The organism is Evansella halocellulosilytica, from assembly GCF_002335745.1.
Lineage (GTDB): Bacteria > Bacillota > Bacilli > Bacillales > Salisediminibacteriaceae > Bacillus_CA > Bacillus_CA halocellulosilytica.
In genome coordinates, this window is record NZ_NIST01000001.1 from 1,425,119 (window position 1) to 1,450,920 (window position 25,802).

A 25,802-nucleotide genomic window follows, 5' to 3' on the forward strand; every position below is an offset into this window, starting at 1 on the left:
GTATGTCTCGAACTTCTGATCATATCGAAATGAAAGTTCCAGCAAAACCGGAATATGTCGGTGTCGTCCGTTTGACCGTTTCAGGAATTGCGAACCGTCTAGGTTATTCCTATGATGATATAGAAGATATTAAAATTGCAGTTGCTGAAGCGTGTACGAACGTTGTCAATCATGCATATGAAGACTCTGCTGACGACCAATTCATGATGGTGAACTGTGGTGTTTTTGAAGACCGTCTTGAACTTATGGTAGCCGATAAAGGTGGAGCAGTTAATCTAAAAGATTTGAAACAAGGACGTGGCCCGATTACACCCGATCAGCCGATAGATGAGCTGAAGGAAGGAGGGCTAGGTTTATTTTTGATTGAAACTTTAATGGATAAGGTGGAAATCAGCGGAGATTCAGGCGTTATTATTGTTATGACGAAGTTCCTGCTAAGAGATGGGGTGGAACTACATGACAACGGGATCTCAGAACAAATCACTGAACAATAAAGAAAAAATCTTAGAAATGATTGAAGAATTTCAACGTACAGGAGATGAAGAAATTCAAACAGCGCTCGTCAAAGAATTCGAAAATCTCGTTCATGCTCTTGCAAGGAAATTCTCTAAAGGTCAACGGCATGATGAAGATTTAATACAAGTAGGAATGATCGGTCTGCTTGCTGCTTTAAGGCGATTTGACCCTTCATTTGGCCGAAGTTTTGAATCATTTGCCGTACCGACAATTGTGGGAGAAATAAAACGATTCATTAGAGATAAGACGTGGAGTGTACACGTTCCTAGGAGAATTAAAGAACTTGGACCTAAAATTAAAAATGCTGTTGAAGAACTAACTACTGAGTTGCAGCGGTCACCTAAAGTGATCGAAATAGCCGAATATCTAGGAGTTTCGGAAGAAGAAGTGTTAGAAACGATGGAAATGGGGAAAAGCTATCAGGCTCTTTCAGTTGACCGTTCCATTGAAGCTGATGACGAAGGCAGTGCGGTAACCCTTCTTGATTTAGTAGGATCAACTGAAGAAGGATATGAACAAACAGATCAACAGCTTTTATTAGAAAAGGCGTTCGTTGTGTTGACAGATCGTGAAAAGCATATCCTCCATCTCACCTATTTTGAAAACTTAAGCCAAAAAGAAACAGGTGAAAAGCTAGGTATATCACAAATGCATGTTTCTCGCCTCCAAAGGAGAGCATTGCAAAAATTAAGAGACTCGATACGTATCGAGTCTACGGAGTGTTTGTAATGATTGAACACCAAACATTAAATGGAGTCGAAGTAAGTACTTACCACGTCCCGAAAAAAGGAAATTGGTGTTCTGGTGATTCATACCTGGTTACACATAAGGAAAACTACGTGCTCCTTGCGATTGCTGATGGTCTTGGTAGCGGGGAAGAAGCTTTAAAAGCGTCAGAAGCTGCAATAAATACGATTAAAGAAAATCATGATTTAGATATGGACTACTTGATGGAAAAATGCAATGAGGTTCTTTGGCAAAAGCGCGGGGCAGTATTAACGGTATTAAAAATAGATTTAATTAACCAAGAATTAATATACAGTAATGTCGGAAACATCGGCTGTATTTTTTATACCCCATCTGGAAAGTTAAACCGTCCCATTCCGACACGGGGATATATGTCTGGGAAAAAGCAACGTTTCAGAATTCAAAAGTTGAATTATGAAAAAGGAATGGGGTTTATAATATATTCTGATGGTTTTATATTTGAAACATCGTACCACTCAATGATTTCAAAAATGAACTCTCCGAAACAAATGCTTGAACGCCTAGTCGATCAGATGGAAGACACCAATGATGACACAACGATATTAGTTGGAAAGTTTGCCTGATAGGGTACAAATAAAGGCAAATAGGAAAGACCGCATCCGAATAAAGGGTGCGTTCTTTGTGTAGGAGTATTATAAGTTTCATTTTATCGTGACGATCATCATAAAGGGCGAATTCAATTGTATCGTCCCTTTTCTTTCACAAATGGTTTCAAGTATAATGATGACGGAGATCGTTGTAGATTTTTTAAGGAGGTTATCTTTTGGACTGGTCGGAAAAACAAACGCAATTACTCGCTCAAGTAACGAGTCAAGTGCAGTTGAAGGAAACGAAAATTAAAAGTGTGATAGAGCTAAACGAAGAAGGGAATACGGTACCGTTTATAGCACGTTATCGAAAAGAATTAACGGGCGGTTTAGACGAAGAACAAATAAGACAAATTTTAGATGCATGGGAATACGCATCTAATTTACAAAAGCGGAAAGAAGAAGTGGTCCGTTTAATTGAGGAACAAGGTAAACTAACCCCTGTATTAAAGAAAAGTATTATTCATTCAACAAAATTACAAGAAGTAGAGGATTTATATCGCCCTTATAAACAAAAGAGAAGGACGAAAGCGACAGTTGCTAAAGAAAAAGGTCTTGAGCCACTTGCTCAATGGATCTTCTCACTTCCGCAAGAAGGGCCAATTGAAAAAGAGGCTGCAAAGTACATAAATGAAGAGAAAGAAGTTTTTGAAGAAGTAGACGCCATTCAAGGAGCGAAAGATATAATAAGTGAGTATATTGCTGATGATGCTCAAATTCGAAAGCAAATTCGTGAGCTAACATATCATAATGGGAAAATATCGTCGGACAAAAAAACGAAAGCTGAAGATGAAAAAAATATTTTCGAAATGTATTACGAGTATAGTGAAGAAATTAAGAAGATCGTTCCACATCGGGTTCTTGCATTAAATCGTGGGGAAAAAGAAGACGTCTTAAAGGTCTCTATTGACTCTCCACAAGATCGAATTTTAACACTCATTCAAGCGAAAGTAATCCATCAAAAGGGAAGTATCGTAGAAAAAGAGCTTATAGAAACAATTGAAGATAGCTATAAGAGACTGATCGAGCCTTCTATTGAACGAGAAATTCGTAAAGAAATGACCGAAAAAGCAGAGGAACAAGCGATTCATATTTTCTCAGAGAACTTGCGGAACTTATTATTACAGCCTCCACTTAAAGACAGAATCGTATTAGGGGTCGACCCTGCATATCGTACCGGATGTAAATTAGCGGTCGTCGATGAAACGGGAAAAGTCTTAGATATTGATGTCATCTACCCGACACCTCCGAGAAATGAAGTAGAGCAAGCGAAACAGAAAGTAAAAGCGTTTATTAATAAATACAACATTGAGATGATTGCTGTCGGAAATGGAACGGCCTCTCGTGAAACAGAACAGTTTGTTGCAGAACTTATAAAAGAAGTCGATCAAGAAATGTATTATTTAATCGTAAACGAAGCGGGAGCAAGTGTGTACTCAGCTTCTAAATTAGCGAAAGAAGAATTTCCTGACTTTCAAGTTGAGGAACGCAGTGCTGTTTCAATTGCACGGAGAATACAAGATCCATTAGCCGAGCTCGTAAAAATCGATCCGAAGTCAGTAGGCGTTGGTCAATATCAGCATGATGTCACGCAATCGAAGTTAAATGACCAGCTTACTTTTGTCGTAGAGACCGTCGTAAACCAAGTCGGAGTCAACTTAAACACTGCATCTTCTTCCCTGTTGCAATATGTATCCGGCTTGTCAAAAGCAGTGGCAAACAATATTGTGAAGCACCGTGAAGAAGAAGGGAAATTCACGAATAGAAACCAATTAAAAAAAGTACCCCGTTTAGGGAATAAGACATATGAACAGAGTATCGGCTTTCTGCGTATCATTGATGGTGAACAGCCTTTAGACAGAACAAGCATACACCCTGAAAGTTATAAAGTTACAAAAGAGATTATGAATTATTTAAATATAGAAGAAAATGACTTAGGAACTGAAGAAATAAAGGGTAAATTAAAGGATTTAGACACTAATGAAATAGCCGAAAAATTTGAGGTCGGCATACCGACATTGCAAGATATACTCGATGCATTATCACGTCCAGGAAGAGATCCGCGGGAGGATGTTCCGAAGCCTATTTTAAAAACAGATGTATTATCTATGGAAGACTTATCTAAAGGCTTGGAATTACAAGGGACAGTTCGCAACGTTGTTGACTTCGGCGCTTTCGTTGACATTGGTGTGAAGCAAGATGGACTTGTCCACATTTCAAAATTAGCAAACCGCTACGTGAAGCACCCGATGGAAGTCGTGTCAGTTGGCGATGTCGTTACTGTTTGGGTAGATGATGTTGATTTGAAAAAAGGACGTATTGCCTTGACAATGCTTCAGCCGGAAAAACAAACATCTTAACACTCAGAGGGGGAGCGCCCCCTCTTTTTTTTACTAAGTAAGAAAGTATAAAATTTCAATCTCTTGATTGCTGTCTAGACTAGCAGGCAAGCGTTAACTACATGAGTAGGGTAAGAGTTGTTTTGACGCAGGACGTCCTAATGCCGGGCATGCCAGGACGTGGCGTATTGCCCGGTTGACGGATCTCTAGCTTCAAAGTGATACCTAGAAGAGGAAGAGACAGCGCTTTTCTTAATACTATAAAAATTTCTAAAACCTATGGACAATAGTAAAATTGTGAGCATCATTCGCTTTCTAAGAGCCTCTTTAACGGTAAGCCAAATTTTGTTTATTTTCACACGTTATAATGAAATGAGGATCTACACTGTCAGATGACATTCGATTTGTTTTTAGTTTTTTGTCATCTGCTACTTGATTAAGTATTTAACTGACAGTTCATTTAGAGAGGAAAATAAGTATAAAAATTATTGTGACTTCGACGATGAATACGGTGTGGATTTTTTATAATAAAACCAGCACTGGTTTAAAATACGGATTCTCCGAAGGTCTTTTCGTTGATAAGCCTCTTGCAATTGTCTGCGAAGCCAAGAGGGCATACATGATCCTCCTTTCGGTCGTAAGTTTACAGTTTGGTAAGTATTAGTTAATATATGTGCGAAGGGTTGTCATTGTTTTCGAAAAAATGGTTAAATAATATGAACGTAATATAAACAAGCTGTTATAGGTGGCTGAGGAGGAACGAAATATGGATAATAAAGAGCTGCAACTAATCGTTGAAAAAATTTCATTAAAATCATTTCAAAAGCCATTCCTTCATAAAGCTTTTTTTAATAACCGCTTAAAAACGACAGGCGGAAGGTACTCCCTAACCGACCACCACATTGAAATAAATCCAAAACATTTTGAGCATTTCGGCTACGATGAGTTAGAAAAAATCATAAAACATGAATTATGTCATTATCACCTCCATTTAGAAGGAAGGGGTTACATGCATAAAGATCGAGAGTTCAGGGAATTACTAAAAAAGGTCGGGGGATCACGACATTGTCAAACACTTCCGGGTGCGAGGAGAACATCTAACGTTCTACATGTTTATGAATGTACAGCTTGTCGTTTGACATATAAAAGGAAGCGGCGATTTGACACAAGTAAATATGTATGTGGGAAATGTAAAGGAAAGTTAGTGAAAGCAAAATCATTTTCCTGATAAAACATTGACTGTACTGTGTCTCTATGGTATATTATAAAAGTCGCATTTGCAGGACAGGCAATACAATCATTAAAAAAACATATAAAATTTTATTGACATGCAAATCTCATTTAGTTAAAATATAAAAAGTCGCTAAAAAATCGACAACCAATATTCCACAGTAGCTCAGTTGGTAGAGCAATCGGCTGTTAACCGATCGGTCGCAGGTTCGAGTCCTGCCTGTGGAGCCATTTTTTTGGAGAAGTACCCAAGTGGCTGAAGGGGCTCCCCTGCTAAGGGAGTAGGTCGTGTGAGCGGCGCGAGGGTTCAAATCCCTCCTTCTCCGCCAGATTTCATATTTTCAATAAATAAACGAGGCCCGTTGGTCAAGTGGTTAAGACACCGCCCTTTCACGGCGGTAACAGGGGTTCGAATCCCCTACGGGTCACCACTTATATCATTTTCAAAGTTAAATAGAGTATTAATAATAGGTATGATGCGAGAGAGCGCATCTGACGAAGAGATTCGCCGCCAATATTAGAAAGAATTGGTTTGAAAGAAGCAAGAAGGTCGAGGAAGAAAGAGAAAGAGCACCGGATCGTATTTTGATACGTGAGGATGTGAGAGAGCGCATCTGACGAAGAGATTCGCCGCCAATATTTAGAAAGAATTGGTTTGAAAGAAGCAAGAAGGTCGAGGAAGAAAGAGAAAGAGCACCGGATCGTATTTTGATACGTGAGGATGTGAGAGAGCGCATCTGACGAAGAGATTCGCCGCTTATTTCAAAACAATAAGGAGGATTAGCTCAGTTGGGAGAGCACTTGCCTTACAAGCAAGGGGTCGGTGGTTCGAGCCCGCCATCCTCCACCATTATAAGACACTTATTGTTGGTTTTTTAATTAAAGTAATTATGTGGTCCCGTGGTGTAGCGGTTAACATGCCTGCCTGTCACGCAGGAGATCGCGGGTTCGATTCCCGTCGGGACCGCCATTAATAATGCGGGTGTGGCGGAATTGGCAGACGCGCTAGACTTAGGATCTAGTGCCTTCGGGCGTGGGGGTTCGACTCCCTTCACCCGCACCATTATTAATTTTACTGAAAAATTAGTTGCGGTCGTGGCGGAACGGCAGACGCGCTAGGTTGAGGGCCTAGTGGGGGCGACCCCGTGGAGGTTCAAATCCTCTCGGCCGCACCAAATATGATTTTATTCATATATAATAAAAGGAACGGGAAGTAGCTCAGCTTGGCAGAGCACTTGGTTTGGGACCAAGGGGTCGCAGGTTCAAATCCTGTCTTCCCGACCATGTTTATTTTAAAATTATTCTTGAAAAATATTATGCGGGTGTAGTTTAATGGTAAAACCTCAGCCTTCCAAGCTGATGACGAGGGTTCGATTCCCTTCACCCGCTCCAAAAAATATTTTAAAATAACTCTTGCATCATGGCTATACAGATGGTATAGTAATAAATGTTGCTTGAGGGCCTGTAGCTCAGCTGGTTAGAGCGCACGCCTGATAAGCGTGAGGTCGGTGGTTCGAGTCCACTCAGGCCCACCATATTATATTGACCTTTGAAAACTAAACAAAAAGCCAAGCGAAATGGGATATGAAAATATCCCGTCAATGAAATTTTTTAATGTAAGAGTTAAGGAACATCGGCTAATGACATCACATCCTGTGATGACACCGATGTTAGCGCATCCGTGCGCGTCAAACTCGTTAGATCTTTAATAGATCACACCTTATTGGAGAGTTTGATCCTGGCTCAGGACGAACGCTGGCGGCGTGCCTAATACATGCAAGTCGAGCGGACCAACTAAGAGCTTGCTCTTATGAGGTCAGCGGCGGACGGGTGAGTAACACGTGGGCAACCTGCCTTGCAGACTGGGATAACTCCGGGAAACCGGGGCTAATACCGGATGATCAATGGAACTGCATAGTTCTATTGTAAAAGTGGGGATTTATCCTCACACTGCAAGATGGGCCCGCGGCGCATTAGCTAGTTGGTAAGGTAATGGCTTACCAAGGCGACGATGCGTAGCCGACCTGAGAGGGTGATCGGCCACACTGGAACTGAGACACGGTCCAGACTCCTACGGGAGGCAGCAGTAGGGAATCATCCGCAATGGGCGAAAGCCTGACGGTGCAACGCCGCGTGAGTGATGACGGTCTTCGGATTGTAAAGCTCTGTTGTTAGGGAAGAACAAGTGCTGTTCGAATAGGGCGGCACCTTGACGGTACCTAACCAGAAAGCCCCGGCTAACTACGTGCCAGCAGCCGCGGTAATACGTAGGGGGCAAGCGTTGTCCGGAATTATTGGGCGTAAAGCGCGCGCAGGCGGTCTCTTAAGTCTGATGTGAAAGCCCACGGCTCAACCGTGGAGGGTCATTGGAAACTGGGGGACTTGAGTGTAGGAGAGGAAAGTGGAATTCCACGTGTAGCGGTGAAATGCGTAGATATGTGGAGGAACACCAGTGGCGAAGGCGACTTTCTGGCCTATAACTGACGCTGAGGCGCGAAAGCGTGGGGAGCAAACAGGATTAGATACCCTGGTAGTCCACGCCGTAAACGTTGAGTGCTAGGTGTTAGGGGTTTCGATGCCCTTAGTGCCGAAGTTAACACATTAAGCACTCCGCCTGGGGAGTACGGCCGCAAGGCTGAAACTCAAAGGAATTGACGGGGGCCCGCACAAGCAGTGGAGCATGTGGTTTAATTCGAAGCAACGCGAAGAACCTTACCAGGTCTTGACATCCTCTGACCACCCTAGAGATAGGGCTTTCCCCTTCGGGGGACAGAGTGACAGGTGGTGCATGGTTGTCGTCAGCTCGTGTCGTGAGATGTTGGGTTAAGTCCCGCAACGAGCGCAACCCTTGATCTTAGTTGCCAGCATTTAGTTGGGCACTCTAAGGTGACTGCCGGTGACAAACCGGAGGAAGGTGGGGATGACGTCAAATCATCATGCCCCTTATGACCTGGGCTACACACGTGCTACAATGGATGGTACAAAGGGCAGCGAGACCGCGAGGTTGAGCGAATCCCATAAAGCCATTCTCAGTTCGGATTGCAGGCTGCAACTCGCCTGCATGAAGCCGGAATTGCTAGTAATCGCGGATCAGCATGCCGCGGTGAATACGTTCCCGGGCCTTGTACACACCGCCCGTCACACCACGAGAGCTTGTAACACCCGAAGTCGGTGCGGTAACCTTTTGGAGCCAGCCGCCGAAGGTGGGACAGGTGATTGGGGTGAAGTCGTAACAAGGTATCCCTACCGGAAGGTGGGGATGGATCACCTCCTTTCTAAGGAGCATATCGCTCATCAATTTAATGAGCTTCGGTTAAGAGCGTCACATCGTGTGACAACACCGAAGTTAGCACCTCCGTGTGCGTCGTTTGCGCTTTTTGTTTAGTTTTGAGAGGTTATTTTTTATCTCTCCATTAAATGTTATTTGCAAAGATGATTAAGCTATTCGATGAAGAGCGACGATCATCTGCCGTTTTGCAAAGAGGGTCAAGGAGTTCAAGGAAGCAATTGACGAGCCACTGGAGCGTACAACAGTACGTGAGGATGGTGAGGAATGAAGCTGACACAGAAATCTGCAGGCCATCTGCCGCAAAATTGTCCTTTGAAAACTAGATAACAGTAGAAAGACTGATTGATCTTCACCGGTTGTTTGAAGCGAATCCTAACGGATTCGAACGAGTACAACCGAGTGTCTTAGAAGGTTAAAAGACGCCATATGCAAAATTGCAAAACTCAAATTGAGTAGGTTTTGCAAGGAGGATCGAGTTGTTCAAGGAAGCAAGGAATTGAGCGACTGAGCGTATGAAATAGATACGTGACAGGAGCGAGAGACACAGCTGACACAGAAGAACGACGATCATCCGCTGCAAAATGGTTAAGTTATGAAGGGCGCACGGCGAATGCCTTGGCACTAGGAGCCGAAGAAGGACGGGACGAACACCGATATGCTTCGGGGAGCTGTAAGTAAGCTTTGATCCGAAGATTTCCGAATGGGGGAACCCACCACCTGTAATGAGGTGGTATCCATACCTGAATCCATAGGGTATGAGAAGGCAGACCTGGGGAACTGAAACATCTTAGTACCCAGAGGAAGAGAAAGAAACATCGATTTCCTGAGTAGCGGCGAGCGAAACGGAAAGAGCCCAAACCAAGAGGCTTGCCTCTTGGGGTTGTAGGACACTCCATACGGAGTTACAAAGAAACGGAGTAGATGAAGCGACCTGGAAAGGTCCGCGGGACAAGGTAAAAGCCCTGTAGTCGAAACTTCGTTTCCTCCGGAGTGGATCCTGAGTACGGCGGGACACGAGAAACCCCGTCGGAATCCGGGAGGACCATCTCCCAAGGCTAAATACTCCCTAGTGACCGATAGTGAACCAGTACCGTGAGGGAAAGGTGAAAAGCACCCCGGGAGGGGAGTGAAAGAGATCTTGAAACCGTGTGCCTACAAGTAGTCGGAGCCCGTTAATGGGTGACGGCGTGCCTTTTGTAGAATGAACCGGCGAGTTACGATTACGTGCAAGGTTAAGTTGAAAAGACGGAGCCGCAGCGAAAGCGAGTCTGAACAGGGCGAATGAGTACGTGGTTGTAGACCCGAAACCGTGTGATCTACCCATGTCCAGGGTGAAGTCCAGGTAACACTGGATGGAGGCCCGAACCCACGCACGTTGAAAAGTGCGGGGATGAGGTGTGGGTAGGGGTGAAATGCCAATCGAACTCGGAGATAGCTGGTTCTCCCCGAAATAGCTTTAGGGCTAGCCTCGAGGGAAGAGTATTGGAGGTAGAGCACTGATTGGACTAGGGGTCCCCACAGGATTACCGAATTCAGTCAAACTCCGAATGCCAAATACTTATCCTCGGGAGTCAGACTGCGAGTGCTAAGATCCGTAGTCAAGAGGGAAACAGCCCAGACCATCAGCTAAGGTCCCCAAGTATACGTTAAGTGGAAAAGGATGTGGAGTTGCTTAGACAACCAGGATGTTGGCTTAGAAGCAGCCATCATTGAAAGAGTGCGTAATAGCTCACTGGTCGAGTGACTCTGCGCCGAAAATGTACCGGGGCTAAACGTATCACCGAAGCTATGGATTGTCCTTACGGACAGTGGTAGGGGAGCGTTCCAAGGGCGTTGAAGCTCAACCGAGAGGATGGGTGGAGCGCTTGGAAGTGAGAATGCCGGTATGAGTAGCGAAAAGAGGGGTGAGAATCCCCTCCGTCGAAAGCCTAAGGTTTCCTGAGGAAGGCTCGTCCGCTCAGGGTTAGTCGGGACCTAAGCCGAGGCCGAAAGGCGTAGGCGATGGAAAACAGGTTGAAATTCCTGTACCACCACGTCACCGTTTGAACAACGGGGGGACGCAGGAAGGTAGGGTAAGCACGGCACTGGATGTCCGTGTCCAAGCAGTGAGGCTGGTAAGTAGGCAAATCCGCTTACCGTAAGGCTGAGCTGTGATGGCGAGCGAAATTTTAGTAGCGAAGTTCCTGATCCTACACTGCCTAGAAAAGCCTCTAGTGAGGTGACTGGTGCCCGTACCGCAAACCGACACAGGTAGGCGGGAAGAGAATTCTAAGACGCGCGGGAGAACTCTCGTTAAGGAACTCGGCAAAATGACCCCGTAACTTCGGGAGAAGGGGTGCTCTATTAGGGTGTATGCCCGAGAGAGCCGCAGTGAATAGGCCCAAACGACTGTTTATCAAAAACACAGGTCTCTGCCAAGCCGCAAGGCGACGTATAGGGGCTGACACCTGCCCGGTGCTGGAAGGTTAAGAGGAGGGGTTATCCCTTACGGGAGAAGCTCTGAATTGAAGCCCCAGTAAACGGCGGCCGTAACTATAACGGTCCTAAGGTAGCGAAATTCCTTGTCGGGTAAGTTCCGACCCGCACGAAAGGTGCAACGATTTGGGCACTGTCTCAACGAGAGACCCGGTGAAATTATATTACCTGTGAAGATGCAGGTTACCCGCGACAGGACGGAAAGACCCCATGGAGCTTTACTGTAGCTTGATATTGGATTTTGGTACAGCTTGTACAGGATAGGTAGGAGCCTTGGAAACCGGAGCGCCAGCTTCGGTGGAGGCATCGGTGGGATACTACCCTGGCTGTACTGGAATTCTAACCTCGAACCGTGATCCGGTTCAGGGACAGTGTCAGGTGGGCAGTTTGACTGGGGCGGTCGCCTCCTAAAGAGTAACGGAGGCGCCCAAAGGTTCCCTCAGAATGGTTGGAAATCATTCGCAGAGTGCAAAGGCATAAGGGAGCTTGACTGCGAGACATACAGGTCGAGCAGGGACGAAAGTCGGGCTTAGTGATCCGGCGGCACCGTATGGAAGGGCCGTCGCTCAACGGATAAAAGCTACCCTGGGGATAACAGGCTAATCTCCCCCAAGAGTCCACATCGACGGGGAGGTTTGGCACCTCGATGTCGGCTCATCGCATCCTGGGGCTGAAGTAGGTCCCAAGGGTTGGGCTGTTCGCCCATTAAAGCGGTACGCGAGCTGGGTTCAGAACGTCGTGAGACAGTTCGGTCCCTATCCGTCGCGGGCGTAGGAAATTTGAGAGGAGCTGTCCTTAGTACGAGAGGACCGGGATGGACACACCGCTGGTGTACCAGTTGTTCCGCCAGGAGCATCGCTGGGTAGCTACGTGTGGACGGGATAAGTGCTGAAAGCATCTAAGCATGAAGCCCCCCTCAAGATGAGATTTCCCATCACGTCAAGTGAGTAAGATCCCTCAGAGAAGATGAGGTTGATAGGTCTCATGTGGAAGCATGGCAACATGTGGAGCTGAGAGATACTAATCGATCGAGGGCTTAACCAATGTTTTATCAAACCTTCTAATACCGAAGGTCATCAGTCAAATGTTATCTAGTTTTGAGAGGATAAAGATAAGTTGAATTGCCTTGTATGAGTAGGCAATGAAACAAGAGAACTTCTCAACATTTAAATAGTCCAGTGACGATAGCGGAGAGGTCACACCCGTTCCCATGCCGAACACGGAAGTTAAGCTCTCCAGCGCCGATGGTAGTTGGGGGATCTCCCCCTGTAAGAGTAGGACGCTGCTGGGCTATCAAAGGCACCTTCAAAAGAGGGTGTCTTTTTTCTATGTAATGAAAAAAAGAAAGTGATATCGTAAGGTATCAAACAGGGAAGGTACAGGAGGAACAAGAAGGTCAAGGAAGCGAGAGAGCGAGCCTCGGAATCTACGATGTCCATGAGAAGTGAGCAATGAGAGGAATGAACGCTGGCTAAGAGCACAACGTCCTGTTGTAACGCCAGCACTATTACATCCTGTACGTCGGAGATTCGCCGTTCATCGTGTGCCGAAAAGCGCCGATGGTAGTTGGGGGCTCTCCCCCTGTGAAAGTAGGACGCTGCTGGGCTGTCAAAGGCACCTTCAATAGAAGGTGTCTTTTTTTATGAAAATGAGATGTTATTGAAGTGAAATAGGTTTGAGCATCATTAATTTATAATCATTCTAGTTAGCGGATAAAACGAATTTATTACTGGATAAACCCGGATTTTTGACGGATAAAACGAATTTTTTACCGGATAAAACAAAAAATTCGTGGATAAACCATCTGATAAACCCATAAATTCGCGGATAAACAGCTAGAACAGCATAAAACACTTTGTCGTTTAAGGTTTTATCCTTTATATTAAAAATTTTTCGTAGAAAAGACTATTTTTTTAATAAAACTTGTTACTGAATGTGGCTCTCCTTCTGTGAGAGTTTGGTGTTGTTTCGTTTTTTGATGACATTTGGTCAATTTAAACTTTATTCGATATATCTCTAGACCCAGCTCCCCTGCTTCGGCCAAATATTAGGTTTCACTCATTAAAACAAAATCCTCAAAAAAACTAAAAGCCAACAATTTAACATTTAAACCAAAACCCCCACGGCATTCGAAAGATTGTAGCCAACCATATAATAGACCTACAAACTACACTAAAGTATTACCTCTATAAAGCTTTAAAACCATAACATACTAAACAGATTAAAACATTGGTATGTTAGGATTTTTTCGAGATCACAAAATTGTGTGAGGGATGTCCACCGAACAAACTGACGGGTGACAGCCCCCGCACAATTCTCTCGAACTATTTCACTATCGATTCGACATTGTTTTTCTTATCTGAAATTACTAAGTATGATATTCCATATTTTGTACTATGTAATTCCGTTACGAACGTCTTGCAGTACAATTATTTTTACACTACTTTCTTCATAATATGAGATCAGTGTGAAACGACATAAATTACCATGACGTTACCTGGTAATCTTTGGATTCAACACATTTTAGTGGAAAAATCCTACATTTATATTTGTTTTTTTCATAATTTTTCAAACTTCTTGACTATTATTACAAATTTTCTGAATTCTTTAGTCTTATTTTTACCAAATACTAGTGATTTATTGCAAAATGTTCTATAAAATGCACATTAACAACAAGAAACCTTCATAACGAACAAGAAAGAGGTCATTGAAAGGGGGATCGAGAGAGGAGAAGTTGTCAACTTTTTGTGAAGTTGGAAACAACAGCACGAACTTTATCGGAAGGTCTGTGGGAATTAGTTGTAGGGAAAATTGGGGAACTAGTTTACTAGACTATATTAAAATGTCTGTTCTTCCAGTTTATTTTCTCACTTCTTTTTCGAGGCACTTCCATCAAGCCTTAAAAGAAGAAAGAAAACTATCAACTATATCTTCCGTACACGCCCTGTAAGTCTTCATAGAAGTAAGCCCATTCATCAACTTCATTTTCTTCCACATCAAGATATCTACACTGTATCTATGTTCAACATCTTCAGTCTCAACGATCATTTTCACAAAACGGCGCCCCGTACATACGTAAACATATGCGTGCGGAACTGCCAAAAACAGTTCGGGGGATACCCGAAACAATACAAAAGGAGTGGTTTTTTTGCCTACGAAACGTAGCATGCGCTTAGGGATAATCTGGACGATGATCTTTGCGCTCATGATTCCTTTGTTGCTTCCACAACATGCGGGAGCTCAGGGAAACGATGCGTCAACGTCTTACCTTAATGAAACTGACAAATCAGCTGCAGTTGAGGTAAGTAGTGAGGTCATGAACGAATTTGAAAAAGAAGAGTATGTTTCTTTCTTAGTCAAAATGAAAGACCAAGTAGATACAGAGAAAGTAGCGGCTGACGTTGCGAGCAACAACATCCAGGTGGCTAACACATCTGATGTAACACTTGCGCAACGTACAGCAATCGTTTCAGAACTCCGCTCAACAGCAATGGAATCTCAAGTTGAGCTAAAAGACTTTCTTGCTAAAGAAGAAAAGAACGGCAACGTAAAAAATATCCGTTCTTTCTATATCGTCAATGGGCTTGAAGTAGTCGCAACAAAAGAAGTTCTTGAGTCTTTGAAAGGATTTTCAGAGATTGCAGAGATCACACCTAACGAAGAGGTATTTCTCCTAGAAGCTGGTGGACCTGACCTCCAAGCTGACAATGCTCCAACTGACACACCTAAAACAGCGAATGAAGACATTGAGTGGAATATCGAGCAAATCGGTGCTCCTGATGTTTGGGATATGGGTGTCGATGGACAGGGGATCGTCGTAGGTAATATCGACACTGGTGTACAATGGGATCACCCATCCTTCAAGCACACATACCGTGGATATGATGCGGCAACTGACACAGTTGATCATACGTTCAGCTTCTTTGATGCAACATCAAATGGTAACGAAGAAGCATATGATGACCATGGTCACGGTACCCACGTTAACGGTACTATAGTCGGTGGTGAAGAAGATGGGTCAAACAAAGTTGGTGTAGCTCCTGGTGCCCAGTGGATTGCAGCCAAAGCGCTTTCAGCTAGTGGTGGCGGTACTCAAGGGGACCTTCTTGCTGCTGGTGAGTGGATGCTCGCTCCAACAGATGCAGATGGAAATCCACACCCTGAACATGCACCTGATGTAGTGAATAACTCTTGGGGTGGCTCAGGTGGACTTAACGAATGGTACCGCCCAATGGTTCAAAACTGGCGTGCAGCTGGTATTTTACCTGTCTTTGCATCAGGGAATACAGCTGGTCCAGGAACAGTAGGTGTCCCAGCGAATTACCCTGAATCCTACGCCGTAGGGGCAACTGACTCCAACCAAAACCTAGCTAGTTTTTCTTCACAAGGTCCATCGCCATACGATGAAATGAAACCGGACGTAAGTGCACCTGGTGTAAACGTACGTTCAGCAGTTCCAGGGTCTGGATATGAAGGAGGCTGGAACGGAACTTCGATGGCAGCACCTCACGTAGCTGGACTAGCAGCACTTCTTCTTCAAGTGAATTCGGACCTTTCTCTAGACGATCTTGCAGAAATCATGGAAACAACAGCAACACCACGCACGAATGACCAATATCCGGAAGCTCCAAATAACGGTTTCGGTCATGGTATCATCAACGCCTATGATGCAGTTATGAGCGTTATGGACGGAATCGGTAACATCTCTGGAAACGTACTTCAGGATGGTGAAGATACTGAGCCTCCAACGTACGAACATACAGCTCCGGAAGAAACGTATGAAGGTCTAAACCTTCCACTTGAAATTCACGTTCAAGACAATGTAAGTATTACTGACGTCACTCTTTCTTTTGAAAAAGACGGCGAATGGCACGATCTTGAAGCTAATCGTAGAAGTGGTGACTTCCGAGACGCTATTTATGAAGTCTCCATCCCGGGTAGCGACATTGATGCGCCGGCAGTTGAATACTTCTTTACTATTGACGACTTCGGTGGAAATACAGTTGAAACCGACGTTTACGAAGTGGCTGTTAATGAAGCCATCTCTACAGGTTATTATCAAGACTTCGAGAGCACACCAATCGGCTGGATGAGCTTCGGAGACAACGATAGTTGGGAATGGGGTGAGCCGACATCAGGTCCGAATGACGCCTATACTGGAGACAATGTATACGCTACGAACCTAGATGGCGACTACGGTAACGACATGAATGCGACACTCATCATGCCACCTGTACAAGTTCCTGACGAAGGTGACTTCTACCTTGAGTACAAAGAATGGTTCAATTTTGAAACGAACTACGACTATGGTTACCTTGTCGTTTCAACAGACGGCATGGATACATGGGAAACGCTCCACACTGTTAACGGTGAATCAGGCGACTGGGTTGATGCATCTATCGACCTGAGCGAATACGCTGGTGAGCGCATTGTTGTCGGTTTTAATGCCTACTCTGATTTTATCATTGTCCGTCCAGGCTGGTACATTGACCATGTCTCTTTAACTGACGAAGCAACTGGTACTGATGATATCGGTGGATCGATTGGTATTGTTGACAATAACATTGGCTTTAATCAGATGATGGCTCCGATGATGAATGTAGGTACAATTAATGCGCCAGGATTGTTGAAAAAGAAAACAGATCCGTCTCAACACGTAACGCCTCCAGGAAAAGATGCTGACTTTACGCCACCAGGACATAAAGACGGTCATCCTGGAAAAGGAAAAGATGACGACGGTAAATCTGAAGATGATCCTGAAGTATCAAGTGGTCTTCCACTATCTGCAACTGTATCGGTTCTTGAATCAGGACGTTCCGTCCAAACGAACCCATCTGACGGAAGCTTCAACATGATGCATCCAGCAGGAGACTTCACTGTACGCGCTGAAGCATACGGTTTCCATGCTGCTGAGGAAGCTGTATCATTAGAAGCTGACGAAAATGCAGAAGTAAGCTTTGTACTTGACGAATTAGATCAAGGTACAGTAACAGGTACTGTTTCGAACGAAGCAACAGACGAACCTATTGAGGGAGCAACAGTATTGTTAAAAGAAGATCCGCGTGTCGCTCCAGCTACTACTGATGCAGATGGTTCGTTCTCTATTGATGCATACGAAGGAACGTACACGTTACAAGTTTTCGCACCTAGCTTCTACAGCTCTGAAGCTGAAGTAACGATCGTTGGCGATGAGGTTTATACTGAAGACATTAGTCTTACACCTTTCATCGGATTCCCTGGTGAAATTGGTTATGACGATGGAACAGCTGAAAACGCTCGTGCATTTTTCGATGCTGGTAACGGCTGGGCTGTAAGAATGTCTCTTGAAGACGGCCAAGATAGTGCGATGATAACAGGTGGTTTATTCCGATTCTGGGATACTGAATGGCCAGTACCAGGCGGAACTGATTTCCAAGTAGCGATCTATGATGCAACTGGAACTGATGGAGCTCCAGGAGAACGTATTGCAGGTCCATTTGATGCTGAAGCAATGCGTGATGGAACTTGGACACACGTTGATTTGGAATCAGAAGGGATTATTGTAGATGGCGACTTCTACTTGATGTACATTCAAACTGATCCAAACCCTTATTCACCTGGACTTGCTACAGATGAAGACGGTCCTTATTCCGACCGTAACTGGCAATATGTTGGTGGATCGTTTACAAAATCGCCTGAATCAGAAGGGAATTATATGATTCGTGCGCTAGTAAACTATGAAGTTTCCGTACCAACAATAGAATCTCCAGAAGATGGTACGTTTACGAACGAAGACACAGTTACTGTTGAAGGACAAGCGTCTCCAAGCGTAAATGTTCATCTCTCAAACAACGGAGAAGAAGTTGCTGAAACAACAGCTGATGACTCTGGTAACTTCTCTGTTGATGTATCGCTAGAAGATGGTGAAAACGTCCTCACTGCTGCAGCTAGTACTGATACAGGACGTACAGGCGAATCAGAATCGGTTACAGTCATTCTTGACCAGGAAGCACCCGAGTTAGTAATTGAAAGTCCTGCTGACGGTGACCTCATTAACCGTGAAGCGATTACGGTTACAGGTACTGCATCAGACGATAACTTAGACAGCGTACAAGTTAATGGTCAAGATGCTAATGTCGATGAAGATGGAAACTTCTCACACCGAATGCTAGTCGATGAAGGAGCTAACGAAATTAATGTCGTTGCCCTTGACCTGGCAGGAAACACGAGTGAAGAAACGATTACGGTTCACGCAAACTTTGGTGATTATGAGCTTACAAATATAACACCAGAAGAGGATACAGATCTCAATGCTGGGGAAACTGTCCTTATTAGCTTCGAAGCTGAAGAAGGATTAGATGCAACCTTTGTGATCCGTATGCCGCTTACAAACCTTCCATCGGCACAATCGTCAAACGCGACCGAGCTGCCGATGCAAGAAACGTCACCAGGTTACTATGTAGGTTACTACACAGCAACCTCTAACGTTGAAGCGGACGGTGCAGAAGTTGAAGTCATCGCTCGCGACGACTATGGTAACGAAGTTCGTGCTCTAGCCGACGGTAAACTGTTCATTAACGTCGAATAAGCTAAGTAGTAGAAACATATTTATATAGATTCGACAAGTGCCAGGCACTTGTCGAATTTTTTGCGTGCCATTAATACTTTGTACTACAATTTTTTTTATATAAAAGGACTATTTTTTCAGAAAACAACTTGTATTGTGAATATTAATAATTCATAATTAGGAAATAGTTATAAAGTCGAGGTATAAAATGCTTATTGAAGGGGTGTTGATATGACAAAATCAGTTAAAGGAAAGCTCGTAACATTTACTAGCGGGTTAATTATCTTTATGATGCTCCTTACCTCCGCTGTTATTTATTTTCAGCTAAGTGATGGAATTGAGGAGTCTGTAACGGAGAATGCGACATCAACTGTTAAAGATGTTGACAGGTTTATTCAGTCTTATTTGCAAAAATATCATATTACGGTTGCAATGCTAGCTGATGATCAACGATCAATTGACTATCTTCAAGGCGATCAAGATGAAAGTTTATGGCGGAGTTTATCACAAAGTCATCAGTCTTTTATGGAAATGGAGAATGGTGTTCAATTAATGTACATAGGAACAGAGGAAGGGGACCTAATTTCAACACCTGAAATTAGTTTGCCAGATGACTTTGATCCAAGAGACCGACCATGGTATGAAGATGCAAGTGAAGGTGAGGGAGAGGTAATCTGGACAGCACCTTACATAGATGTTGATACAAATGACCTAGTTATCACAGTCGGGAAGTCGATAACGTCAGATAATGGTCAAATGCTAGGAGTTAAGGCTATTGATGTAGCATTAAATGACATGGTCTCCTTATTAGAGCAAACAGAAATAGGCTACAATGGAGAATTAGCACTTATAGATACAAATGGAATTGTGATCGCACATACCGATACCTCACAAGTTGGTATTGATGTGAATGAAGATTCTTTATTAGCACAAGCTTATCAATCTGAGCAAGATCATAACTCTTTTAATGACGGGAACCAAACGATTTTTTTCGGAGAGGTTGATGAATACGGATGGAAGGTCGCATCCATCTATGATAATAATGAGCTTTATGCAGAATTAGTTACGACGAGAAATACGTTTATTATCGTTTCAGTGATTACAATTGTATTAGCCATTGCAGCTTCTTATTTCGTTGCTAGCAGAATGACCAAGCCAATTCGTCTATTAAATGATAAAGTGAAACAAATGTCAGAAGGTGACTTTTCAACTGAAGTGACTGTGAAAGGGAAGGACGAGATTAGTCAATTGGCTTCATCAGTCAATCATATGAGTACAGAACTTAGACAGCTTATAGGGTCGATTCAAAACTCTGCAAATGATTGTAAGGGGATGGCAGAAGAGCTGAGTGCCGTATCGGAAGAGACAATGGCGACGAGCGATGATATGTCGCTTGCAGTAAGCGAAGTAGCTGTTGGAGCTTCAAAACAAGCTGAAGACATAGAAGAAGCGAATCAACAAGTTCATCGGTTATCTGAACAAGTTGAAACCGCTGCGAGTCAAACGAACGATATGAATACATTGTCTTCTGAAATGAGAGCAGCTAATGAGCAAGGCATTAAACAAATGGAAGTACTTGACGAACGAACGAAAGAGTCGCGAGAAGTATCATCAAAGGTCGACAATGCCATTCAGAAACTTACGAGAAAAGTAAGTGACATCGGGACAATTGTAAACACGATCTCTGAATTCGCTGACCAAACGAATTTATTAGCTCTAAATGCAAGTATTGAAGCAGCTCGAGCAGGTGAGCATGGTAAAGGATTTGCTGTCGTTGCAGATGAAGTAAGAAAACTAGCAGAGCAATCTATGAATGCAACCGAACAAATTCGAGGTACACTTTCAGAAGTTGAAAAGGAATCTGAACATGTCGTATCATCGATGGAAAAAGCAAATGAGATGAGTGAGGATCAGCAAAAGGCTGTTCACGATACTCATCAATCGTTCACTTCCATCGTTAGCTATATTGAGAATTTAACAGACTCGCTTGAAAAGCTGTCGGTTGATTTAAATGGAATTAACGAACAGAAAGCACATATTGTTCAGTCTATTTCAAGTATAGCTGAGGTGGCTGAAGGGGCTGCAGCGACATCAGAAGAAGTTTCTGCTTCTGCAGCAGAACAAACAAAAGCGATTGAAACAGTTGGTAAAACGGCTGAACAACTTAATGACTTAAGTACTGGATTACAAGAGAAAACGAATCGATTTCAAGTGTAAAATTAGTTGAGGTAAGTTGAAAAAACCTAGGATCCCAAAACGGAACCTAGGTTTTTTCTATGAAATGAAAGGGGGAAAATCATTTCATAAAAAAGCTGCTGTTTAGAGTGAGAACGGAGAAGGGAGTGACTGGCTCTCTTCTTCATCACCTATTATACGAATGAATTGTTAATTTTTAATAAATAGAATATAAAACTCTTGTAAATATTGTCGAATGGCAGTTTTTAAGAATATTGTTGTTTCGTCGCATGAAACGTGTGCATAAGTGAAAACTGGAAACCAGTTGCTAAGTAACCGTATAAGACGATAAACATCAGAAAGAAAATAGGGTGAGGAATGAGATTTACTATAAAACCAAATGCTAGGTTAAAACAGATGATTGCAACAATAACAAAGGACGTGTCTGGCACTCTATGTTTAAAGTATTCTCTGCTTTTTGATAGTGCCTCAGTTGGCCGGATATTTTCCGACACAATCGTATATTCCCAAAAAATAAACAGTATTCGAAGGACAATGGCGAGTATGATGCTAATAAAGAATCCTATAAAATTAAAGATTATCGTAATAAAAAACATGCATAAAACAAGGATGATTTGTATAAACAGAACGATTATAAAATCTTTCCAATGTTTTTTACCATATGTAATAAACGTGTGGAATTCTACCTCTGTATCATCTAAAATCGTCTGATTAAGTAGTGCAATAAATCCACCTTCAACAAAAGCTAATAGTAGAATAGAAGCTATAAAAGCGATGATTATTATTCCAGCCATTCCTTCTTCACCTATATCAAAACGTAAGGGATGGATGATCGTTCGATCTTCTAAAATATTGGAGATAGACGGGAGGCCAGGATGAATTGAAAACTGGAATGATGCGGTAGAAATGTGACGATAGCCAGCCACAATTAAAGTGAAAATAAAAAAACTAATATCAAGAATGATCGGATACATTGCTACACTCGTGTATGTTTGCAATGTTTTGAATCCTTTAGAAATCATAGAATACTCCTTTACATATTTTGGTTCTATACTTATTTTAACAGTCGTTTTGAAAAAAGAACATAACTCAAAGGTAGATTTGTTGTGACAAAGAGTCGAGTTCATGTATGATAGAGTGATAAATAAGGGAGGGGGGTTACATATGAAATTCCAAACAAAAAATGTTCATTTTCAGGAAAAAATAACGGCAAATGAAATAAGTAAGACGAAGCCTATTTATCAAACATCTGCTTTTTCATTTCAAGATCTAGAAGATATGGAGGATTTTTTCCAAGGGAATAAAGATTATTTGTATACTAGGTTGGGGAACCCGAACACAGATGATTTAGGTAAAGGAGTGGCGGACTTAGAAGGGGCAAAAATGGGAGTTGCGTCTTCCTCTGGAATTTCAGCCATTCTAGCCGGTGTATTAGCGGTAGCAAAGTCAGGTGATCATATCGTTGCAACAGAAGATTTGTATGGCGGAACTTATCAGTTGTTTGCCCACGAACTAGCGGATTTTAATATTGATGTCAGTTTTGTTGATTTTCAAAACGAAAAGGAAGTAGAACGAGCAATAAAAGAGAACACGGTTTTACTATATACGGAGTCGATTACGAATCCATTATTGCGGGTAGAGAATTTAGAGAGTCTCGTTGCGCTTGCAAAAAGGCATCAGCTGAAAACGATGGTTGATAACACCTTCGCAACACCGTATTTGATCCGCCCACATGAATCGGGAGTTGATCTCGTTGTACATAGCGCGACAAAGTACATTGGCGGACATAGTGACTTGTCAGCAGGAGTATTAACAGGCAGCTTTGAACTTATGGAAAAAGCAAAGGCAAAAGTTGTTCATTTAGGAAGTAATCTTGGTCCTTTTGATGGTTGGCTCGGTACAAGAGGGTTAAAAACATTAAGTTTAAGAATGGAAAGACAGTCTAGGAATGCTGAAGCATTGGCAACTACGTTACAACAAATGCCGCAAGTGAAAAAAGTATTTTATCCGAAAAATGCCTCGGATAAAGGAAATGGTGCGATTGTAACGATTGATTTAGCCGATCGGGCAGACGTGTATGAATTTTTCCGTCAATTAGACTGGGTTAAAGTTGTCCCAACGCTCGCAGGAGTTGAAACGAGTGTCACCTATCCAGTAGGGACGTCTCACCGGCCGATCCCGGAAGAGACCCGAAAAAGACTAGGGGTGACGCCTGCTATGGTGAGGATTTCAGTCGGAATCGAAGACGAGCAAGATATTATTGACGTATTTGTGAAAGCGTTGAAAAGTTGTGAGGTTCATGAATAAATAAGTAAAGCGGCTTGGATTACGTTCCATGCTGCTTTTTTGTTGTCTTGGAAACTATAGATTTAGATCTTGTTGGATAAGTTCCCGAAATAGTTGTTACGTCTAGCTCACCGAAAAGCGTTTACATCACGAGCTTCCACACGGATGTGGTGACTTCGGTGTTCCCGCAGGAAGCGGGGGTTTTAGTCGAAGATCTGATCTAGCGAGTTGTCTCGAGGATCTCTTTTAGCGATAGCGATGTTTTGTTTATGCGCAAAGAAGTGAGTGAAATCTGTTGTATCAATCTTTTATTTGATATAATGAAGAACGGAAAAACGACAGATAAAGTTAAATATCTCGTTTATTTGGAGAAGATGCAACTATATGGAAGTCAGAAAGCGGGTGACCTTATGAACAATGAATTGAATTGGATTCAATCAATTAAACCGTCTTCTTTTTATCAAGGGACGGTTATGACTGGAATTGGAGACGATGCAGCAGTCGTTGCATCCAATGATCAATATGATTCAGTAGTAGCTGTCGATACGATGGTCGAAGGTGTCCATTTTAAAAGGACAACGATGCCGATCCAATCCATTGGTTATAAGGCGTTAGCAGTAAATATTAGTGACCTCGCTGCGATGGGATCGATTCCGTTGTATTACCTCGTCTCGATTGCGATTCCTAAAGACGGCTGGCAGAGAAGTGAGCTTCATGCTATTTACGAAGGAATGAAGGAAATAGCTGATTTGTATCAGATGGATTTAATCGGAGGAGATACGGTATCAACAACTAAACACCTTGTCATAACCGTAACTGTGATCGGAAAGGTTGAGAAGCAAGCCGCCTTACTTCGTTCCAATGCTAAGCCGGGCGATATTTTATTTACGACTGGAAAACTCGGTTTATCTTCTGTTGGATTAGAACTGCTATTAGAGCATGGGACCGCTGTGGAGGACAACAGTGAATGGAAGCCATACATACGTGCCCACCAAAAACCTGAACCGCAAGTAAAAGCAGGGCGGTTATTTGTTGAAAACGATATCCGTGTTTCACTCAATGATGTAAGTGACGGCCTTGCTAGTGAAGCAAAGGAAATTGCTGATGCAAGCGGAGTGAACATTTGCATCAAATGGGAAGCTCTAGAGAAAGCACTACTTATTGCAGAAGCTGAACAGGAAAAACAGGAGTCATGGCTGTTATATGGCGGTGAGGATTTCCAACTAGTTGGATCGATGAGTGAAAAAGATTGGCAAAAGTGTGTAGAACTATTTGAGCGGGAACAGCTGCAAATAAAAAAGATCGGCTATGTCGAAGAAGGAGACAGCCGAGTATTTCTCTTGAAAAGTAATGAAAAAGTTGAGTTGAACAAAACTGGTTACGATCATTTGTAGTTTGGAGGATACGAGGAATGAATCATTGGACATTTTTATCTCACTCTGAGCAAGAAACGTGGGACCTTGCTAAAAAAATTGCCTTTCATTTGCAGCCTGGAGATGTCGTTACGCTGGAAGGTGATTTAGGTGCAGGTAAGACAAGCTTTACAAAAGGACTCGCAAAAGGTCTTGGAGTGGAAAGAAATGTGAACAGCCCTACGTTTACGATTATGAAAGAATATGAAGGACGTCTTCCACTCTATCATATGGATGCATACAGATTAGAGGATGAGATGGAGGATCTTGGTCTGGGTGATTACTTTGAAGGACAGGGGATAACCGTTGTCGAGTGGCCGAGTATGATTGAGGAACAGTTACCTGATGAACGGCTCGAAATCATCATGAAGCATCAAGGTGAAACAGAGAGACAGCTTACATTTTTTACACACGGAGAGCGTTTTGAAAACTTAGGCAAGGAGATATTTAAATCATGAATGTATTAGCTATTGATACTTCAACATACGTAATGGGGGTAGCCCTGTTAACGGATAATCGTGTCGCAGGAGAATTTGTCACACATATTAACAAGAATCACTCGCTTCGTCTCATGCCAGCGATTCGCTCTCTAATGGATGAGGTGGAAATGAAGCCTGCAAAACTCGATAAAATCGTTGTTAATGAAGGACCTGGGTCATACACAGGTGTCAGAATTGGTGTCACAACAGCAAAGACGATGGCTTGGTCATTAAATATTCCTATAGTAGGTGTATCAAGTATTGAGCTAATGGCACAAAACGGACGCCATTTTCAAGGTTATATTTCACCGTTTATTGATGCGAGGCGCGGCCAAGTTTTTACAGGTCTTTATAAATCCGAAGGTCATTCAATCATACAGGTGAAGGAAAATCAAATCGTTCAACATAAAGAATGGCTAGAATATCTTCAATCATTAGACGAACAGGTGTTGTTTGTTAGTCCCGAAATGGACAAGCAAAAAGAAGTCATTGACAGCATAATGGCCAGTGAAGCTCAATTTGCAGAGCCGGCTGTCACTTATCCGCGGCCAGGGGAATTAGCTTTGATCGGTTCAAAAAAAGAAGCTGAAAAAGAGATTCATCTGTTTGCTCCAAATTATTTACGGTTAGCAGAAGCCGAGTCAAAGTGGCTTGCCGAAAATAAAGGAAAATAATTATA

Annotated in this window: 13 protein-coding genes, 10 tRNA genes and 3 rRNA genes; 24 read left to right on the forward strand and 2 right to left on the reverse strand. The window is 43.0% G+C overall.

The genetic code is table 11. From position 1 onward, the window contains the following. The first annotated feature begins 2 nt into the window (after positions 1-2). From rsbW to CD001_RS06900, 4 genes are all read left to right on the forward strand, one after another. Positions 3-494: an anti-sigma B factor RsbW gene (gene rsbW, locus CD001_RS06885; protein WP_096186812.1), complete on the forward strand. Its 492-nt coding sequence runs from the start codon at positions 3-5 to the stop codon at positions 492-494. After that, a complete protein-coding gene (gene sigB, locus CD001_RS06890; RefSeq protein WP_096186813.1) occupies positions 457-1,245 on the forward strand; it encodes an RNA polymerase sigma factor SigB in 789 nt (262 codons plus the stop codon). Before rsbW ends, sigB begins: the two co-directional genes overlap by 38 nt. Then, complete coding sequence (locus CD001_RS06895) at positions 1,245-1,847, forward strand: SpoIIE family protein phosphatase (RefSeq protein WP_096186814.1); 603 nt, start codon at positions 1,245-1,247, stop codon at positions 1,845-1,847. Before sigB ends, CD001_RS06895 begins: the two co-directional genes overlap by 1 nt. 200 nt (positions 1,848-2,047) lie before the next feature. Continuing rightward, a complete protein-coding gene (locus tag CD001_RS06900; protein WP_096186815.1) occupies positions 2,048-4,231 on the forward strand; it encodes a Tex family protein in 2,184 nt (727 codons plus the stop codon). A gap of 464 nt (positions 4,232-4,695) precedes the next feature. Here the strand turns inward: CD001_RS06900 and cmpA are convergent, their stop codons facing one another. Next, a complete protein-coding gene (gene cmpA / locus CD001_RS06905; protein WP_096186816.1) occupies positions 4,696-4,827 on the reverse strand; it encodes a cortex morphogenetic protein CmpA in 132 nt (43 codons plus the stop codon). Between the two features lie 149 nt (positions 4,828-4,976). Between cmpA and CD001_RS06910 the strand changes: the two genes are divergently transcribed. From CD001_RS06910 to CD001_RS06985, 16 genes are all read left to right on the forward strand, one after another. Continuing rightward, positions 4,977-5,438 carry a SprT family protein gene (locus CD001_RS06910; RefSeq protein ID WP_096186817.1) on the forward strand — a complete coding sequence of 154 codons (462 nt, stop codon included), beginning with the start codon at positions 4,977-4,979 and terminating at the stop codon, positions 5,436-5,438. A gap of 157 nt (positions 5,439-5,595) precedes the next feature. Then, positions 5,596-5,671, forward strand: a tRNA-Asn gene (locus CD001_RS06915). Positions 5,672-5,678: 7 nt separating this feature from the next. Further along, a tRNA-Ser gene (locus tag CD001_RS06920) sits at positions 5,679-5,769 on the forward strand. Between the two features lie 27 nt (positions 5,770-5,796). Further along, positions 5,797-5,871 (forward strand) — tRNA-Glu (locus CD001_RS06925). A 343-nt stretch (positions 5,872-6,214) separates the two neighbouring features. Continuing rightward, positions 6,215-6,290, forward strand: a tRNA-Val gene (locus CD001_RS06930). Positions 6,291-6,334: 44 nt separating this feature from the next. Continuing rightward, a tRNA-Asp gene (locus tag CD001_RS06935) sits at positions 6,335-6,410 on the forward strand. A gap of 8 nt (positions 6,411-6,418) precedes the next feature. Continuing rightward, positions 6,419-6,503, forward strand: a tRNA-Leu gene (locus tag CD001_RS06940). A 26-nt stretch (positions 6,504-6,529) separates the two neighbouring features. Then, positions 6,530-6,615: transfer RNA gene (locus CD001_RS06945), tRNA-Leu, on the forward strand. A 32-nt stretch (positions 6,616-6,647) separates the two neighbouring features. Then, positions 6,648-6,724 (forward strand) — tRNA-Pro (locus CD001_RS06950). Positions 6,725-6,758: 34 nt separating this feature from the next. Further along, positions 6,759-6,832 (forward strand) — tRNA-Gly (locus CD001_RS06955). Between the two features lie 66 nt (positions 6,833-6,898). Then, a tRNA-Ile gene (locus CD001_RS06960) sits at positions 6,899-6,975 on the forward strand. 185 nt (positions 6,976-7,160) lie between these two features. Next, a 16S ribosomal RNA gene (locus CD001_RS06965) occupies positions 7,161-8,715 on the forward strand. A 597-nt stretch (positions 8,716-9,312) separates the two neighbouring features. Further along, positions 9,313-12,248: ribosomal RNA gene (locus tag CD001_RS06970) — 23S ribosomal RNA — on the forward strand. A 130-nt stretch (positions 12,249-12,378) separates the two neighbouring features. After that, positions 12,379-12,495: ribosomal RNA gene (gene rrf / locus CD001_RS06975) — 5S ribosomal RNA — on the forward strand. The 16S, 23S and 5S rRNA genes sit together here with 10 tRNA genes alongside, the layout of an rRNA operon. A 1,848-nt stretch (positions 12,496-14,343) precedes the next feature. Then, entirely contained in the window at positions 14,344-18,771 is a 4,428-nt protein-coding gene (locus CD001_RS06980; RefSeq protein WP_306454061.1) for a S8 family serine peptidase, read from the forward strand. A gap of 210 nt (positions 18,772-18,981) precedes the next feature. After that, positions 18,982-20,967, forward strand: coding sequence for a methyl-accepting chemotaxis protein (locus CD001_RS06985; RefSeq protein ID WP_096186818.1), 1,986 nt, complete (start codon positions 18,982-18,984; stop codon positions 20,965-20,967). Between the two features lie 224 nt (positions 20,968-21,191). Here the strand turns inward: CD001_RS06985 and CD001_RS06990 are convergent, their stop codons facing one another. Then, positions 21,192-21,968 (reverse strand): hypothetical protein, encoded by a 777-nt coding sequence (locus CD001_RS06990; protein ID WP_096186819.1) that lies wholly within the window; start codon positions 21,966-21,968, stop codon positions 21,192-21,194. A 142-nt stretch (positions 21,969-22,110) separates the two neighbouring features. On the opposite strand from CD001_RS06990, the gene CD001_RS06995 reads away from it, so the two are divergent. The 4 genes from CD001_RS06995 (at position 22,111) to tsaB (ending at position 25,797) form a co-directional block, all read left to right on the forward strand. Continuing rightward, complete coding sequence (locus CD001_RS06995; protein ID WP_096186820.1) at positions 22,111-23,253, forward strand: trans-sulfuration enzyme family protein; 1,143 nt, start codon at positions 22,111-22,113, stop codon at positions 23,251-23,253. A 389-nt stretch (positions 23,254-23,642) separates the two neighbouring features. Next, the gene (gene thiL, locus CD001_RS07000; protein WP_096190516.1) at positions 23,643-24,626 is read left to right on the forward strand and encodes a thiamine-phosphate kinase; all 984 of its coding nucleotides are present in this window, start codon (positions 23,643-23,645) and stop codon (positions 24,624-24,626) included. Between the two features lie 17 nt (positions 24,627-24,643). Beyond that, entirely contained in the window at positions 24,644-25,102 is a 459-nt protein-coding gene (gene tsaE / locus CD001_RS07005) for a tRNA (adenosine(37)-N6)-threonylcarbamoyltransferase complex ATPase subunit type 1 TsaE (RefSeq protein ID WP_096186821.1), read from the forward strand. After that, positions 25,099-25,797, forward strand: coding sequence for a tRNA (adenosine(37)-N6)-threonylcarbamoyltransferase complex dimerization subunit type 1 TsaB (tsaB, locus tag CD001_RS07010; protein ID WP_096186822.1), 699 nt, complete (start codon positions 25,099-25,101; stop codon positions 25,795-25,797). The genes tsaE and tsaB overlap by 4 nt, the downstream gene beginning before the upstream one ends. The last annotated feature ends 5 nt before the right edge of the window (positions 25,798-25,802 follow it).